The following is a 16,934-nucleotide window of genomic DNA, read 5'->3' on the forward strand; positions in this document are numbered from 1 at the left end:
CAAGGCCTGGCGCGCCGAGGTCGCGCGTGAACACAATCTGCCGGCCTACGTGATCTTCCACGACGCCACGCTGGCCGCGATTGCCGAGCGCAACCCCGGCACGCTGGAAGACCTGCAGGGAATCAACGGCATGGGGGCAAAGAAGCTGCAAGCCTACGGGGACGACGTGCTCAAGGTCTGCCGCCGCTAGCCCGGCATTCAGGCGAGCACGCAATGGTGCGACCGGGACTGGGGTCCAGCGCGTGATCTCTTGCATGAGAAACATGGCTTAACTTGTTGATTCATATGAAATTTATTGCCCTTGCGAGCAATTCATCTTGTTAATCTACAACATGAACTTCCGCCCGCAAGTCGGAAAATTCCTGGCCCATGCAGTCGCTTCATGTCACCAGATGGCCACGACCTGCTGGGGCTGGACGCATGAATGTGTGATGTCTTATCTTAGAAAACATGGTTAACTAATTGATTTATATGGAATTTAGTGCCATTGCAAGCAGTTCATCTTGTTAAGTGACAACATGAACTACCGCCCACAAGTCAGCAAATTCCTTGCCCACGCAGTCGCTTCATGCCGCTAGACGCGAGGCAGAACACGCATGCCCGGCCCCGGCAAACCCTTGCAGGCAGCGGCGCAATATCAATTGCACTTCGATCAATGAAGATTGTATTTAGAACCATTGCAATTTCATGACGATCGACACACAATCCGCCCATCGTTCACGAAAGCGGATGGTTCCATGTCCTTGGTCGCGCAACTCCAGGCCGCGCTTGGCGCAGACGCTGTTCTCATTGCGCAAGCCGACGTCGCCGGCCATGTGCAGGACTGGCGCGGCCGCTACCGTGGGCCGGCGGCCTGCGTGGTGCTGCCGTCCTCGACCCGGCAGGTCGCCGCAGCCGTGCGCATCGCCGGGCAGCTGCGGGTTCCGGTGCTGGCGCAAGGCGGCAACACCAGCCTGTGCGGCGGCGCCGTGCCATGGCCGGACGGCGCAGCGCCCATGCTGCTCAACCTGGCACGCATGCGCAGCGTGCGCTCCATCGACGCTGCGAACAACTCGATGGAGGTGGACGCGGGCTGCGTACTGGCCAGCGTTCAGCAGGCGGCCCGCGAACGGCAGCGCCTGTACCCTGTGAGCCTGGGGGCCGAAGGCTCCTGCCAGATCGGCGGCACCATCGCCACCAACGCGGGCGGCACGGGCGTTCTGCGCTACGGCACTACGCGCGAGAACGTTCTGGGGCTGGAAGTGGTCTTGCCCGACGGACAAATCTGGAATGGCCTGTACCGGCTGCGCAAGAACAATACCGGGCTGGACCTCAAGCACCTGTTCATAGGCTCCGAGGGCACGCTGGGTGTCATCACCGCAGCCAGCCTGAAGCTGCATCCGTTGCCGACTGCGCAGGCCGTGGCATGGCTGGCCGTGGCCAGTCCCCGCGCCGCGCTGCAAATGCTCGATCTTTGCCAAACGCGCTACGGCGCCAGCCTGGCGGCGTTCGAAATGATGAACGGGCTGCAACTGCGCAACGTGCTCGAGCACGTGCCCGGCCGGCGCCCACCGCTGCCCGCCGCGTACGACTGGCATCTGCTGGTCGAGCTGGCGGACACGCGCGCAGAACCAGCGTTGACCGCAGCGCTGGAGGAAGTGCTGCTCCAGGGCCTGGCGCAGGACCTGGTGCTGGACGCGAGCCTGGCAACGAGCGGCGCGCAGCGTGCGGCGCTCTGGGCCATGCGCCACAGCGTCTCGGAGGCGAACAAGAAGGCCGGCATTGGCTGGACCACCGACTGCGCGGTCCCGGTGTCTGCGGTGCCCGAATTCATTGCGCGCGCGACCCGGGCCGTGCACCGGACCCTTCCCGGACTGCCCATCGCCATCGTCGCGCACCTGGGCGACGGCAATGTCCACTTCATCCCGCTGCTCAGCTTCGGGCAATGGAATGCCCTGGCGCACGGGCCGGCCACGGCCCATGCCGTCCAGCATGCGATCCACGAAGTGGCGCATGCGCTGGGCGGCAGCTTCAGCGCCGAGCACGGCATTGGCCAGTTGCTCACGCAAGAGATGGCGCTGTTCAAGCCCGCGGTCGAAATCGACATGATGCGCGGCATCAAGGGTCTGCTCGACCCGCACCAGCTTTTCAACCCGGGGCGGCTGCTGCCGGCCACCCCGCACCGACCCAAGGGAGTTTCTTCAGATGAATGACCATGCCTGCACCCGTCCTTCACGCCGGAGCGCACTCCGGCGGGCGGCAACCGGCGTGGCGGCGCTCGCCGCTCCGGCCCTGCTGCACTACGCGCGTGCCCAGTCCAAGCGCATCGTCATCCGCGACGATGGCGGCGTCTACAACAAGGCGTACAACGCCGTGTTCTACAAGCCGTTCACCGAGAAGACCGGCATCGAGTGCATGGGCGCGCAGGCGAACGCCGAGCCGATCGCCCAGATCCGCAGCATGGTGGACACGAGGAACTACACCTGGGACATGGCCAAGATCAGCCAGCCCGCGATCTTGCTGCTCACGCAGGGCGACAAGCGGTATCTGGACAAGCACCAGCTGGAAAGCGACCCGGCGGTCCAGACCATTCCCGCGCACTTCATGTCGCCCTACGGCGTGGGAACGAACGTCTACAGCACCGTGCTGGCTTACCGCACCGACGCCTTCAAGGGCCGCAATGCGCCCAAGACCTGGGCGGACTTCTGGAACCTGAAGGACTTTCCCGGCCGCCGGGCCCTGCGCAAGCACCCGTTCGACACGCTGGAAGAATCCCTGATGGCCGCAGGCGTGCCGACCGCGCAGCTGTACCCGCTGGACATCGACCGGTCGCTGGCCCACCTGGACAAGATCAAGTCCGACATCGGTGTCTGGTGGAATTCCGGCGCGCAGGTCGAGCAGATGCTCAAGTCCGGCGAGGTGGACCTGGTCGCCACCTGGGTCTCGCGCCCGCAGGCCGCGATCGCCGCCGGCGCACCGGTGGCCATCGTCTGGAACCAGAACCTGTGGGGACTGGACAGCTGGGCCATCCTCGCGGGAACGCCGAACGCCCAAGCCTGCCGCGAGTTCATCCGGTTCGCCTCCGACGCGAGGCGCATGGCCGCGCTGACGGAGCATTTCCCGGCGGGCGTGACGCAGCCCGAGGCTTTCAAGCACATCCCGGCCGACGTCGCCAGGAACTGCCCCAGCCATGCCGAGAACATCGGCAACGGGGTGCAGATCAGCGCCAAATACTGGCTCGATCACCAGGCCACCGCGGCCGAGCGCTTCAACGCCTGGATACTGAGGTGACGGACAAGCTCACGATCACCGGGCTGAGCAAGCGCTACGGCGCGTTCCTGGCGCTTGCGCCCACCGACCTGGCCGTCGCGCAGGGCGAGTTCCTGAGCCTGCTCGGCCCCTCGGGGTCGGGCAAGACCACCTTGCTCAGCCTGATCGCCGGGCTGAGCGCGGCGGACGGTGGACAGCTGCGCATCAACGGCGTCGACGTCACCCACAGCGCGCCCTACGAACGCGACATCGGCATGGTGTTCCAGAACTACGCGCTGTTTCCGCACATGACGGTCGAGGAGAACATCTGCTTTCCCCTGAAGATGCGCCAGCAGCCCGCGGCCAGCGCGCGCCGGCAGGCGGCGCAAGCCCTGGAGATGGTGCGCCTGCCGCAGCTGGCGCAGCGCTTTCCCCGGGAGCTGTCGGGCGGCCAGCAGCAGCGCATCGCGCTCGCGCGCTGCCTGGTGTACCGCCCGTCGATCATCCTCATGGACGAGCCGCTGGGCGCGCTCGACAAGAAGCTGCGCGACCAGATGCAGTGGGAGATCAAGCGCATCCACCGCGAGCTCGGAACGACCATCGTCTACGTCACGCATGACCAGGAAGAGGCGATGACGATGTCCGACAGGATCTGCCTGATGAACAGCGGCAAGATCGAGCAGCTGGGCAGTCCGTCCGACCTGTACTTTCGACCCCGCACGCTGTTCGTCGCCGACTTTCTGGGCGAGTCCAACCTGTTTGCGGGCCAGGTCGAGCAAGTGCAGGGCAGCGTGGTCCGGGTGGAGTTGGCGCATGGCGGCCTGCGCGTGGAGGCCGGGTGCAGCAGCGCGCTGCGCGTTGGCAGCAGGGTGCGCGTGATGGTGCGGCCGCAGAACCTGTGCCTGCAAGAGGACCCGGTCGGGCCGACGGTTTCCGCGACTGGCGCGAGCCTGCGCGGCCAGGTGCTCGACAGCATGATCACCGGCAGCCTGACCAAGGTCTACGTGCAAACAGCGGCCGACGCGCCGGTCGTGGTGTCCTATCCCACGGCCTGGCCTGCGCAGCGCCATGCGCCCGGTCAAGCGGTGAGCCTGCACTGGAGCGCCGCCGACGCCGTCGCGGTGCCCGAGTAAGCCATGCGCAGGAAGCGCCCCTGGACCCATCCGCTGCTGCCCGCAGCGCCTCTGGCATTGCTGCTTTTGCTGCTGCTGGTCTACCCGGTCGGCCAGTTGCTGCTGCTCAGCGTTGACAGCGGCGGCGCGTTCACGTGGATGCATTACCGGCAGCTGTTTGCCTCTTCGGTGTACGCCAACGTGATGCTGATCACGCTGAAGATCGCGTTCTGCACCACGGTGCTGAGCGTCGTCGCGGGCTACCCGGTGGCCTACCTGATCGCCGCGCTGCCCCGACGGCGCAAGACCGCCTGGCTGTTCTGGGTGCTGCTGTCTTTCTGGACCAGCTTTCTGGTGCGGGCCTTCGCCTGGATCGTGATGCTCGGCCGCAACGGCGTCGTGAACCAGTTGCTCACGGCCAGCGGTCTGCAAGACGCTCCCGCGAACCTGCTGTACAGCCTCGGTGCGGTGCTGGTGGGCATGGTGCACGCGCTCATGCCGCTGGCGGTGCTGACGCTGCTGTCGGTGATGGAGAACATCGACCGCAGCCTGCCCCGTGCCGCGCTGACGCTCGGCGCCAGGCCCGGCACGGCGTTCTGGCGCGTGTACTTCCCGCTGTCCATGCCCGGCGTCGCGGCGGGCGCGATCATGGTGTTCGTCACCGCCATCGGCTTCTTCATCGTGCCCGCGCTGCTCGGCGGACGCAGGGAGACCATGATCACCCAGCTGATCATCGAGCAGATCCAGCAGACCATGAACTGGGGCTTTGCCGGCGCGATCTCGGTGCTGATGCTCATCGTCGTGCTCGCGGTTTTCGCGCTGTACGACAGGCTGCTGGGGCTCTCGAGCATGGCCGGCGGCAGCGCGGACCCGGGCCGCAACAACACCGGCAGCGCCGGCCTGCTGCACCGCGCAGGCGACGCGGCCCTGGCCACGCTGGGCCGCGCGAGCGACCGGCTGATCGCGCTCTTCCCCCGGTTTTCCAGGCAGGGGCATGACCCTGAACCGGGCCGCTCGCCAATCCTGCGCACCCTTGTGCTGCTGGTGCTGCTGTTTCTGAGCGTTCCCGCGCTGCTCATGCTCCCGCTGTCCCTGGCCGGCACGTCGGGGTTGAACTGGCCGCCCAGCGGCTTCTCGTTGCAGCACTACCAGGAACTGCTGGCCTCGCCGCTGTGGCTGCGCGCCGGCCTGCGCTCGCTGATCGTCGGCCTGGGAACGGCCAGCCTGGCGCTGCTCGTCGGCACGCCCGCGGCCCTCGTGCTGGTGCGCGCCCGCATGCGCGGCAAGTCGCTGCTGCTGGCCTTCGTGCTGTCTCCGATCATCGTTCCGCGCATGGTCATCGCAGTCGGGCTGTTTTATTTCTTTGCCCGGGTCGGCCTGGTCGGCAGCGCCTGGGCCCTGGTGCTGGGCCACACGGTGATTGCGCTCCCGTACGTGGTGCTGACCATGATGGCCGTCCTGCGCAACTACGACACGCGACTCGACCTGGCCGCGCACAGCCTGGGCGCGCGGCCCTGGCAGACGCTGCGCTACGTGAGCTTGCCGATCCTGGCCACGGGGCTGATGTCCTCCTTTCTGTTCGCGTTCGCCACCTCGTTCGACGAGCTGACGATCTCGCTGTTCGCCTCCGGCGGCATGAACGCCACGCTGCCCAAGCAGTTCTGGGACCAGGTCACGCTGCAAATCTCGCCGGTGATCGCTGCGGTCTCGACCTGCCTGTTCGCCTTCATCGCAGCGCTGATCTGGATCGCCGATCGGCTGCGCCGCAGCAGCCTGCCCGCGGCGTAGCGCATGGCGCCCCTTCTACCCACCTCAGGAATCCTGCTCCATGAACGCATCCCGCCTGCGCGGCATCTTCCCCGCGATCCCGACCCCGGTGAACGCCGACGACAGCGTCAACGCCCCGGCCACCGAGGCCCTGATCGCCTACCTGATGCAGCGTGGCATCGACGGTTTGGTGCCGCTCGGCGGCACCGGGGAATACGGCGCGCTGCCGCGCCAGGAGCGGGTGAAGATGGTCCGCCTGTGCGCCCGGGCCGCGGGCGGCAGGATTCCGGTGATTCCCGGTGTCCTCGACCCGGGATTCCACGACGCGCTGCAGGCCGGCAAGGCCTTTGCCGACGCCGGCGCCGACGCGCTGATGCTGCTCACCCCGTACTACACCACCCCGACCCAGGCCGGAATCCGCGATTACTTCATGCGCTATGCCGACGCCGCGCCGGTGCCGATACTGATCTACGAGATCCCCTACCGCACGCGCATTGCGATCGCGCCGCAGGTGCTGCACGAACTGTCGCGCCATGAGCGGATCATCGGCATGAAGGCCTGCAACACCGACATGTACCATTTCCTCCAACTCAGCGCCGGCGTGTCGGAGCACTTCGCGCTGCTCAGCGGCGAGGATTCGCTGCTGCCGCTGCACATGGCGGCCGGCGCCAGCGGCGGCATCGTCGTCACGGCAACGCTGCTGCCGCGCACCTGGCGCACGATCTACGCGCTCGCGGCCGCGGGCCGGATCACCCAGGCCGTGGAACTGCACCGGCGCCTGATTCCCTTGTTGAACCTGGTTTTTGCCGAAACCAACCCGGGCCCGCTGAAGTCGGTGCTGGACCTGATCGGAGTCACCGCGCCGCGGGTGCTGGCCCCCCTGGTGGCCCCGGCGGCGCAACTCCAGGCGCAGCTGCGCAGCGAACTGCTGCGCTGCCTGGAGGTGGAAGCGGCTTGGGAGCCGGACTTGGCGCATGGATAATTTCGCCGCTCCCTGCGCGCGCGCATCCAAGGAACACCGTGGCCACAACAAAGTCATCCGCAAAAAAACCACACCCCGCCCCGTCCGACCCCAAGGAACGCTCCTCCCTGTTCGTAGGCTCTACCGAAAAGGCCTTTCAGGTGCTCGAGGCCTTCCACGGCCCGCACCGCCATATGTCGATGGCCGAGATAGCGCGCACCGCCGAACTCGACCGCAGCGCCACGCAGCGGCTGGTCTACACGCTGGAGAAGCTCGGCTACCTGCGGCGCATCCCGGACTCCCTGCTGTATGGCCTGAGCTCCAAGGTCTTGCGCCTGTCCTATCACTATTTGCGCTCGCACGACCTGATCGAGCGGGCCTCGCCCTATCTGCTGGACATCAGCCGCAGCCTCGGTGAAACGGTCAACCTGCACGAGCTCGACGGGCATGAGGTGGTCTTCCTCGCGCGCTTTCCGGGGCAGCATCTGATGAACGTCGATTTCGCCGTGGGCCACCGGCTGCCTGCGGTCTTTACCGCGTCGGGCCGGGCCATCCTGTCGAGACTCGGCGACGCGCAGCGGCGTGCCGTGATTGCCGCCACGCCGCTGCAAGCCGCCACGGCGCACACCGAAACCGACCCGCAAGCGCTTCTCGCCCGCATCGAGGAGGCGGCGCACGGGGGCTACGCGCTGACGATGAACCAGACCATGGTCGGCGATATCGCGGTAGCGGTCGCGATCACCGATGAACAGGGCCTGCCGGTGGGGGCCATCAATGTGTCGGTCCCGACCACGCGCTGGACGGTGGAGAAGGCGCGCGACCAGCTGGTGGCGCATGTCCAACTCGCTGCGACCTCGATCTCGAAATCCAGATGACCTGCGCCACCAGGCGCAGCGGCGTGGCGCAGCAGCCGGTTGGGCCTGGCTGGGCCCGCGCGGCGCGCAGGGGCTGCTGTACGATTGCCCGCTCCCCCAGCCTGCCCCGGAAGTTGCGCCGATGGAAAGCCCTGCCCTGTTGCCCGACACCTTGTCCGCCCCCTGCACGCAGGCCGGCGGCGGCCTGTGGTGGGTCATCTGCCTGTGCCCGGACTGGTGCAGCAGCTGCCGCAGCTACCGCCCCTTGTTTGACGCGCTGGCGCGCGCGCATCCCGGCGTGCGCTTTGAATGGGTGGACATCGAGGACGAGGCCGAGCTCATCGGCGACCTGGACCCGCAGACCTTTCCCACGCTGCTCATCGGCCAGGGGACGAACGCCCTTTTTCTCGGCCCCCTGACGCCGCAAGCGCCGGTGCTGGCGCGGCTGCTCAGCAGCCTGCAATCCGGCGCGCAGGACGCTGCGCACGCGCAGGCGCAGGACCTGTTCCAGCGTGTGCGCGCAGCGCGCACGCCGTCCACCTCCTGAACGGCTGCGGGCTTGCCCGCGGCCAATCCATCAAAAGTAGCGCCTTCCCGCGACCCACAGGGCAAGGCGCATGAGGCCGAAGGCGATGCGGTCGAGCACGCGCTGGCGCAGGGGACGGCCGGCGTAGCGCGCCGGGTCCATGCGCCGGCCCGCGTGCTGCATGGCATGCACCAGGCGCTCGCGCAGTTCCCTGGCAAAGGCCACGTCCTGCACCACCACGTTGGCTTCGCGCGCCAGCAGCAGGCTCAGGGGGTCGAGGTTGGACGAACCCACGGTGGCCCAGGGGCGCTCGCCGAGCGCGTCGATCACGGCCACCTTGGCGTGCAGAAAGCTTGGTGCGTACTCGTGGATCTCCACCCCCGCGTCGAGCAGCGCGCCGTACACGGGCCGGGTCGCGTGGTATTGCATGAAATATTCATACCGCCCCTGCAGCAGCAGGCGCACGCGCACCCCCCTGCGCGCGGCCATCACCAGGGCCTGGCGCAGTTTGCCGCCGGGCAGGAAGTAGGCGCTGGCAATGATGATTTCGCGCTGCGCGGCGCCGATCGCGCGGCGGTAGGCCTGCTCGATGCGGCTGCGGTGGCGCACATTGTCACGCAGCACCAGCGCGAGCCGCATGGACGTCCCCGCTGCGGCCACCGCATGCCGGGCGCCCACGGCGCGCAGCGCCTGCAAGGCCTGCGGCAGATGGTGCCGGCGCGCGGAGCGCAGGATCTGCATGCGCCACCACAGCTGCTCCATGGCGTCGCTGGCCAGAGCCACCAGGCTGCCGCTGGCCTGCACCGCAAAGTCCAGGCGCGGCGCGTCGAGCGGGCCATGGTTCGGGTCGTGGAAATCATCGAGCACATTGATTCCGCCGCAAAACAGCAGGCGGCGATCGACCACGCAGAGCTTGCGGTGCAGCCGCCGCCACTGGTGCGGCAGCAGCAGACCCAGGGGACCAAGCGGGGAATACACGCAGTACTGCACCCCGGCGGCGCGCAGGCGGGCGATCCAGGCGGGCTGCAGGGCACCGGTGCCCACGCCGTCGACGACGAGCCGGGTGCACACGCCGCGCGCGGCGGCGCGTATCAGCGCCTCGGCCACGGTCGCGCCCGAGCCGGTGCAGTCGAAGATATAGGTTTCAAACTGGATCTCCGAGCGCGCGCCGTCCATGGCCTCGATCAGGGCGGGGAAAAGCTCCTCGGCCCCTTGCAGCAGATGCACCCGGTGCCCGTCAGTGAAGCCATTTGCGCGCGCCAGCAGGGGGGACGTTTTCTTCACGGCGTCAGAACCGGAATTCAGCGATCAAGGGCAGGTGGTCGGACATGCGCCACCAGACGCGGCCGCAGGGCACGTGCAGCGACAACGGCGTGAGCCCGCGCGCGTACACATGGTCCAGTCGGGCCAGCGGTAGCCGCGCCGGGTAGGTGAAGGCCTGCGGGGCGTCGCACTCGAAGAGCGCAAAGCCGGCCAGCATGCGCCGGATCTGCCGCCCCCAGTCGTTGAAATCCCCGGCCACCACCAGGGGCGCGGTGGGCGGCACCTCGCGCTCGATAAAGCCCTGCAAGCGCTCGATCTGGCGCATGCGGCTCGCCGGGACCAGCCCCAGGTGCAGCACGATCACGTGCAGCCGGTGGCCGTGGGCGTCGAGCTGCACGTGCAGCAGGCCGCGCTGCTCGAAACGGTGGTCCGACATGTCCTCATGCTGGTGCCCGAGAACCGGCCAGCGCGACAGCAGGGCGTTGCCGTGCTCGCCATGCCGGGTCACGGCGTTGGTGCGGTACACGGCCTCGTAGCCCTGCGGCGCGAGGAACTCGGCCTGCGGCAGCTGCGGCCAGTGCCGGAAGTAGCGCGCCTCGCGCCGGTGGAGCTTGCGCACCTCCTGCAGGCAGACGATGTCGGCGTCGAGCTGCTCGACCGCCAAACCCAGGTTGTGGATCTCCAGCCGGCGCACCGGGCCGATGCCCTGCACCCCCTTGTGGATGTTGTAGGTCGCGACCCGCAAAACGCCGTCTTGTTCCATGCGCCGATTGTGTCGCAAGCCGCGCCACGTTCCTGCAGACACTGCGCGTTGGTTGGCTCATCAGCAACCATGGAGGCCTGTCCATGAACACATTGACCGTCACCACGCGGGGCCAAGTGACGTTTCGCAAAGAGGTGTTGCAACACCTCGGGGTCCACCCGGGTGAAAAGATCGAACTGCATTTGCTGCCCGGTGGCCGGGCGGAACGGAGGGCGGCGCAGCCCAAGGGGTCGTATACGAATGTTCTGCTGCGTGCCCTTGTTACCGATGCTGCGGCGCAAACGACACGAGCCATCGATTTACTCGAAACGGCCGATATGGTCGCCGTCAGTCTGCAAACCCTTTGCGAATGGGTATGGGTGCTGCAGGAGGGTCGCGCGTGCCACGCCGCGTGTTTGCCGACGCTTTGTCGATTCAAACGCCGCCATCGAAGCGGCCTGCGCCGGCCGGGGATTCTCCCTGGTGCGCCGCACGCTGGTGCAATCGGAACTGGCGTCCCGCCGCCTGCTGCCCGTCGAGGCCCCGCCGTTGCACACGCCGCTCGCCTACCGGGGCGATAGCCATGAGGAAATAAAAATGCCAGAAAAACATCCCATTGGGCGGGCAGATCATGCGCAAATCGGTCACGTTTGCAATGGTTGAATCTGCATAAGAACAAGATAAAACTCAGGCCGCATGGGCCCCGTCGAAGAACCGGGGGAGCCCCATGCAACCGACGCATCGCCTGACTGCCCACAAGCAGCCCCCGCCTCGGCCCGCAGCACAGCAGACCGCCCGGCGCAATCCATCCGCAGCGCGCGCGGTGGTCTGCGGCATCGGACCCACCGGGCATGTCCCGGGTAGCACGTCGGCAAGAAGCACAACGGGTAAACGCATAAAAATTAAACAACTATTGGAACGTTCAGGAGAAACACAAGTTACACTTCTGGCGGTTTAAAGCGTCATTAATTGTTGTGCCGACAGACCCCTACCTTCTTGCACAGGCATTGCTCCCGACGCAGCGAAGCAGGCGCTGCCCTGAGCGCCGGACCGCCGAGGGGGACAGCGCCAGCCGCATCGTCCCACCCTCTGGCGTTGGTGAGGGGTTCAACGCAATCGCCGTCAGCGCTCCAACGCGCAACGGCGCAGTTCAGGATCAGCGGCCGGCGCGGGAGGGGCCGCCCCCCTGGCGCCCAAGCACGCCGGGGCCAGAAGATGTACCGAGCCGGTGAGGGCCTGAGCGCCAGCAGCAGCATCCTGCACCGCAGGCGCCGGCAGCCCCCGAGTGCTGCGCAAGCGCGCACGCCAAGACCAAGGACCAAGGCCTCGCGCCCCCGGGCAGGGCCGCCGCCCTGGTGCCGCGCCGCACCGGGGCCAGCGGCGAGACGCCCGGGCACCTGGCGCGCGCGCCGCATCGCCCCCGCCTGAGCCAACGCAAACCAAGGGACCTGTGCACAAGGCACAGAAGCCCGAACCCCCGTCCATCCCCATACAAAGGCACGCCATGACTCACTGGTATTACGATCAAAACCCAAACAAGCTAGTCGACATCACTATTGCAGACAGCACCCTCACAGCCGACGAAACCACCACCGTCACCCTCTACTTCGATCGATATGTGCAGGGCAGCCGCCCAGGGTGGTTTGGCGCGGTGCGTATCGTCCCCATAGGGGTCCTGGAGGTGCCCGCCGGGACGCAGCTCTCCGGCCCGTGGTCACTGAATATGAACCGTGCCTGGGCGTTCACACTGACCCCGCCTGCCGACACTGCGCAGACCCGCCAGATCCTCCGCCTGAAGAGCCTCGACGGCGTGACGGACGGGCTCCGTAAGACCGTAGCCGCCGCTGACTTTCGCATCGAATACACCGTCAACACCCAGCGGCCCACACTGGCTGGCGCCACGGTCGATAGGTTCCAACTGGTACTCAGCTATACCGATGCCGGCAGCCTGGACGCGACCAACAAGGCGGGCGTCGATGCTTTTACGGTGCATGGCGCGAGTGGTTCGACCATCGCCGTCAGCAGCGTGCACGTGGATGCCACGGCCAAAACCGTGACGCTGTTCTTGGCGCGTGCCGTGAGAAACGGTGAGCTCGTGTCCGTCAGCTACACCGATCCCACAAGCGGCAACGACAGCAAGGCGATACAGAACGCCGTCGGCAATGACGCAGCGAGCTTCAGCAACCAGGCGGTAGTCAACAACACGCCAACAGACTCCTTGCGGCCCAGGTTGTCCGTGACCGGCCACACCATCGACGACGACCGGCTCGGCATAGGCCAGACCGCCTACGTCACCATCAAATTCAGCGAGCCCGTGAAGGGCTTTGACGCCTCCGACGTAGTCCTGGCCCCCGGCAGCGGCAGCGTGGGCCAAGTGTCCGCCGCCTGGCAGCCCGGGACCGACGGCAGCAGCGACACCTGGGAGGTGGCGATCGAGGCGCCCGGCGCCTCATCGACGAACAACCCGATCAGCGTGAACCTCGCGGGCGTCAGCACCCGCGATGGCAGCGCCACGGGCCGGGGCACCATGGCCACGGGCCTGCACTACAGCGTAGACACCACCCGGCCCACGCTGCTCGGCACGCGCATCAGCTACGGCGCGGGCGAGACCGACACCATTCTCAAGCGCGGCGAAACCGCGCTGGTGAGCTTCACCTTCTCCGAACCGGTGACCGACTTTGGCCTGAACGACGTGATGTTGGTCAATGGCCTGCGCGATGGCGTGCTGTCGTACTTCACGTCCACTGGCGACGGCAGCGTCTGGACCGCGACCCTGAGCGCGCCGAGTCCCGGCGTCACCTCGTCGAACAACACCTTTCGCGTGATCATGCGCGGCGTGAACGACCGGGCGGGCAACGCGGGCGAGGGGGTGGTTGCCACCGGCGTCAGCTACGACCTCGACACCATCGTCGGGCGCCCCAGCCTGCGCATCACGCTGGCGAACACCGAGCTCAGGGTCGGCGAGAGCACCACCGTCACCTTCCGCTTCAACGAGGCCGTCACCGGCTTTGACGCCAACGCCGTCGTGCTCACGAACGCGAGCGGCACGCTGAGCGATCTGGCCGTCGGCGCAGACGGCAAGACCTGGAGCGCCACCTTCACGCCCACGGCCAGCACCCAGGACGCGAGCAACACCATCCGCGTGAACCTGAGCGGCGTGAGCAATGGCGCGGGCCTCACGGGCGCAGGCAGCGTCTCCAGCGCCAACTACACCGTGGACACCTGGTCCCCGGATACCGAGGCCCCGGTGCTGGGCGGCGCCATGGTCAACGGCAACCAGTTGGTGCTCAGCTACGCCGAAGCCGGCCGCCTGGACGCAGCCGCGCTCGCAGGCAACGCAGGCTATGCGGTGAGCAGCACCACGGGCACGGCCATCACGGTCAGCAGTGCCGTCGCAGACACGCTGGCCAAGACCGTCACGCTCACGCTAAGCCGCGCCGTGACCCCGGCTGAGACCGTGAAAGTCAGCTACACCAAACCCGAATCCGGCGCCGTGGTGCAGGACGCTGCGGGCAACGACGCAGTGAGCTTCAGCGAGCAGGCGGTGACGAACAACAGCCCGCCAGCAGAGGGAGGCCCCCGGCTCCCCACGCTCGCAGCGAGCAACCCGACCACGATCGACGACGACGATCCGAGCCTTGGCGCGCGCACCACCGCCACCATCCGTTTCGCCGAAGCCAGCGCGGCCGACGAGGCAGGCTCCCGGCTCCCCACGCTCGCAGCGACCAACCCGATCACGATCGATAACGACAATCTGAGCATTGGCGCGAGCACCACCGTCACCATCCGCTTCGCCGAAGCCATCGCGGCCGACAGCTTCAGCACCTCCGACCTGAGCGTGGGCGGTTACGCGAAGCTGTCCAGCCTGCACAGTAGCGACGGCGGCACCACCTGGACGGTCACGCTGACGGCTCCGACCGAGCGGGACATCTATGCGCACTTCCCCTCGAACATCGACAAGTACAACTCAACGGGCAACCAGATCCGCGTCAACCTCGCCGGCGTGAGCACCCCCGAAGGCAACGCCGGTGTGGGCCAGGCCGTCTCCACGGTGACCTACGACATCGACGCCATGGCGCCCAGCGTCATCATCACGCTGGGCGACGACGCCCTGACCGCGGGCGAAACCACCACCGTCATCTTCAGCTTCAACGAGCCCGTCACCGGCTTTGACGCCGACGACCTCGACCTGACACAGGCCAACGGCACGCTGGGTCCGCTGACCGCCCTCGCAGGTGACAGGACCTGGACCGCCACCTTCACGCCCACAGCGAACGTCCACACGACCGGCAACAAAATCATCGTCAAATTGGACGGCGTGGCGGACTTCGCGGGCAACAGGCTGAGCGCCAACATCCTCAGCGGCAACTACAGCATCGACACCCGGCCCGGCAGCACGAACCAGACGTCCGACCTGAGCGCCGGCGTCACGCTGACCGATGGTCGCCTGATGACGGGAGAAAAGGCGAGCCTCATCATCGCCTTCAACAAACCCGTCAACAACTTCACGCTCGACGACGTGGACGGGACCCGGGCCAACGGCACGCTCAGCGACCTCACACGCAGCGCCGACGGCAGAACCTGGACGGCCACCTTCACGCCCACGGCGGGCGTCATCGACGAGACCAACACCATCCGCGTGAACCTCGCGGGCGTGAGCGACGCCGCAGGCACGGCCGCAACCGGCAGCGCCACCAGCGGCAACTTCATCGTGAGCACCGCGCTGCCTGCCGCCACGATCACGCTGACCGACACCGCGTTCACCACGGGCGAAACGGCGACCGTTACCTTCACCTTCAACCAACCGGTCCTCGGCTTCACGATCGATGACATCGATCTGACGCAGGCCAACGGCACATTGAGCGCACCCACATACACACCCGGAACCGACAGCAAAACCTGGACCGCCACCTTCACACCGAATACCAACGTCAACGCCGCGAGCAACACCATCCGCGTCAACCTGACCGGCGTCGCCAACATGGCCGGCCGCTCCGGTACCGACGCCGCCATCAGCGAGAACTACACCGTGGACACCCGGCCGCCAGACACCACGGCCCCGGTGTTCAGCAGCGCCGCGGTCACCGGCAACCAACTGGTGATCAGCTACACCGAAACCAACACCCTGGACGCGGCCGCACTCGCGGGCAACGCAGGCTATGTGGTGCGCAGCACCACGAACACGGGCCTGAATTGGATCTATTCCGTGAGCAGCGCCGTGGTGCATGCGACGAACAAGACCGTCACGCTCACACTGAGCCGCGCCGTGACCCCGACTGAGACGGTCAACGTCAGCTACACCAAACCCGCGACCGGCGCCGTGGTGCAGGACGCTACCGGCAACGACGCAGCAAACTTCAGCAACCTGGAGGTGACGAACATCCCCCCCGCGCCAGCGGACACTACGCCCCCGGTGCTGAGCAGCGCCGTGGTCAACGGCAACCAGCTGGTGCTCACGTATGTCGAAGCCACCGGCCTGGACGGGGCCGCGCTCGTGGGCAACGCAGGCTTTACGGTCCACAGCGCCGCAGGCAGGGCCATGACCGTCACCGGCGCCGTGGTGAACAGGGTGGACAAGAGCGTCACGCTGATGCTCAGCCGCACCGTGGTCCGTGGTGAGACGGTAAGCGCCAGCTACGTCAAGCCCGGAGCCGGCAACGTGGTGCAGGACGCCGCCGGCAACGACGCGGTGAACTTCAGCAACTGGGCTGTGACGAACAACACGCCAGAGGCAGCAGCAGACACCACGCCCCCGGTGTTCAGCGGCGCCGCGATCAACGGCGACCAACTGGTGCTCACGTACATGGAAGCCAACAGCCTGGACGCGGCAGCCCTGGCGGGCAACGCCGGCCATACGGTGAACACCGCCGCTGGCACAACGGCCATCACCGTGAGCCGCGCCGTGGTGAACGCCATGGCCAAGACCGTGACGCTGATACTGAGCCGCGCCGTGGCCAGTGCGGAGACGGTGCTCGTCAGCTACACCAAACCCGCGACCGGCGCCGTGGTGCAGGACGCGGCCGGCAACGACGCAGCAAACTTCCGCAACCTGGAGGTAACGAACACCCCCCCCACGCCAACGGACACTACGCCCCCGGTGCTGAACAGCGCCACGGTCAACGGCGACCAGCTGGTGCTCACGTACATCGAAGCCAGCAGCCTGGACGGGGCCGCGCTCGCGGGCAACGCAGGCTTTACGGTCCGCAGCGCCGCAGGCAGGGCCATGACCGTCACCGGCGCCATGGTGAACGGGGCGGACAGGACCGTCACGCTGACGCTCAGCCGCACCGTGGTCCGTGGTGAGACGGTAAGCGTCAGCTACGTCAAGCCCGGAATCAGCAACGTGGTGCAGGACGCCGCCGGCAACGACGCGGTGAACTTCAGCCACTGGGCTGTGACGAACGACACGCCAGAAGCAGCAGCAGACACCACGCCCCCGGTGTTCAGCAGCGCCACGGTCCGCAGCAACCAACTGGTGATC

12 protein-coding genes and 1 pseudogene are annotated in these 16,934 nt (G+C 67.1%); 10 read left to right on the plus strand and 3 right to left on the minus strand.

The window, feature by feature from the left end; translation table 11 throughout:
* The 8 genes from VTU_RS26675 to VTU_RS0109380 all read left to right on the plus strand — a co-directional run.
* Positions 1 to 190 (plus strand): HRDC domain-containing protein (locus VTU_RS26675; protein WP_010103551.1); only part of this gene is annotated, 190 nt, incomplete at its 5' end.
* A 547-nt stretch (positions 191 to 737) separates the two neighbouring features.
* Positions 738 to 2,192: an FAD-binding oxidoreductase gene (locus VTU_RS0109350; protein WP_010103553.1), complete on the plus strand. Its 1,455-nt coding sequence runs from the start codon at positions 738 to 740 to the stop codon at positions 2,190 to 2,192.
* On the plus strand, positions 2,185 to 3,270 hold the full coding sequence (locus tag VTU_RS0109355) for an ABC transporter substrate-binding protein (RefSeq protein WP_029554246.1): 1,086 nt from the start codon (positions 2,185 to 2,187) through the stop codon (positions 3,268 to 3,270). Before VTU_RS0109350 ends, VTU_RS0109355 begins: the two co-directional genes overlap by 8 nt.
* A complete protein-coding gene (locus tag VTU_RS0109360; protein WP_010103557.1) occupies positions 3,267 to 4,361 on the plus strand; it encodes an ABC transporter ATP-binding protein in 1,095 nt (364 codons plus the stop codon). The genes VTU_RS0109355 and VTU_RS0109360 overlap by 4 nt, the downstream gene beginning before the upstream one ends.
* Before the next feature lie 3 nt (positions 4,362 to 4,364).
* Entirely contained in the window at positions 4,365 to 6,128 is a 1,764-nt protein-coding gene (locus VTU_RS0109365) for an ABC transporter permease subunit (protein ID WP_010103563.1), read from the plus strand.
* 40 nt (positions 6,129 to 6,168) lie between these two features.
* Entirely contained in the window at positions 6,169 to 7,089 is a 921-nt protein-coding gene (dapA, locus tag VTU_RS0109370; RefSeq protein ID WP_010103565.1) for a 4-hydroxy-tetrahydrodipicolinate synthase, read from the plus strand.
* 140 nt (positions 7,090 to 7,229) lie between these two features.
* Entirely contained in the window at positions 7,230 to 7,943 is a 714-nt protein-coding gene (locus VTU_RS0109375; RefSeq protein WP_010103566.1) for an IclR family transcriptional regulator, read from the plus strand.
* Positions 7,944 to 8,064: 121 nt separating this feature from the next.
* The gene (locus tag VTU_RS0109380; RefSeq protein WP_010103568.1) at positions 8,065 to 8,469 is read left to right on the plus strand and encodes a thioredoxin family protein; all 405 of its coding nucleotides are present in this window, start codon (positions 8,065 to 8,067) and stop codon (positions 8,467 to 8,469) included.
* 30 nt (positions 8,470 to 8,499) lie between these two features.
* Here VTU_RS0109380 and clsB read toward each other — a convergent pair whose 3' ends face one another.
* Both clsB and VTU_RS0109390 read right to left on the minus strand, forming a co-directional pair.
* Complete coding sequence (clsB, locus tag VTU_RS0109385; RefSeq protein WP_010103569.1) at positions 8,500 to 9,732, minus strand: cardiolipin synthase ClsB; 1,233 nt, start codon at positions 9,730 to 9,732, stop codon at positions 8,500 to 8,502.
* 4 nt (positions 9,733 to 9,736) lie between these two features.
* Positions 9,737 to 10,474 carry an endonuclease/exonuclease/phosphatase family protein gene (locus VTU_RS0109390; RefSeq protein WP_010103571.1) on the minus strand — a complete coding sequence of 246 codons (738 nt, stop codon included), beginning with the start codon at positions 10,472 to 10,474 and terminating at the stop codon, positions 9,737 to 9,739.
* Between the two features lie 83 nt (positions 10,475 to 10,557).
* Between VTU_RS0109390 and VTU_RS35540 the strand changes: the two are divergent.
* A pseudogene (locus tag VTU_RS35540) lies at positions 10,558 to 10,716 on the plus strand (AbrB/MazE/SpoVT family DNA-binding domain-containing protein); the annotation flags it as partial.
* Positions 10,717 to 10,888: 172 nt separating this feature from the next.
* Here VTU_RS35540 and VTU_RS33555 read toward each other — a convergent pair.
* Positions 10,889 to 11,101: a hypothetical protein gene (locus VTU_RS33555; RefSeq protein ID WP_169315381.1), complete on the minus strand. Its 213-nt coding sequence runs from the start codon at positions 11,099 to 11,101 to the stop codon at positions 10,889 to 10,891.
* A gap of 856 nt (positions 11,102 to 11,957) precedes the next feature.
* On the opposite strand from VTU_RS33555, the gene VTU_RS0109400 reads away from it, so the two are divergent.
* The coding region (locus tag VTU_RS0109400; RefSeq protein WP_236610693.1) for a SwmB domain-containing protein at positions 11,958 to 16,934 on the plus strand (4,977 nt) is incomplete at its 3' end.

It is taken from the genome of Verminephrobacter aporrectodeae subsp. tuberculatae At4, assembly GCF_000193225.1.
GTDB lineage: Bacteria > Pseudomonadota > Gammaproteobacteria > Burkholderiales > Burkholderiaceae_C > Acidovorax > Acidovorax aporrectodeae.

Coding starts and splice junctions, on each gene's coding strand:
- VTU_RS0109365 (WP_010103563.1), top strand. CDS start 4,365: ATGCGCAGGAAGCGCCCCTGGACCCATCCGCTGCTGCCCGCAGCGCCT.
- dapA (WP_010103565.1), top strand. CDS start 6,169: ATGAACGCATCCCGCCTGCGCGGCATCTTCCCCGCGATCCCGACCCCG.
- VTU_RS0109380 (WP_010103568.1), top strand. CDS start 8,065: ATGGAAAGCCCTGCCCTGTTGCCCGACACCTTGTCCGCCCCCTGCACG.
- VTU_RS0109355 (WP_029554246.1), top strand. CDS start 2,185: ATGAATGACCATGCCTGCACCCGTCCTTCACGCCGGAGCGCACTCCGG.
- VTU_RS0109350 (WP_010103553.1), top strand. CDS start 738: ATGTCCTTGGTCGCGCAACTCCAGGCCGCGCTTGGCGCAGACGCTGTT.
- VTU_RS0109390 (WP_010103571.1), bottom strand. CDS start 10,474: ATGGAACAAGACGGCGTTTTGCGGGTCGCGACCTACAACATCCACAAG.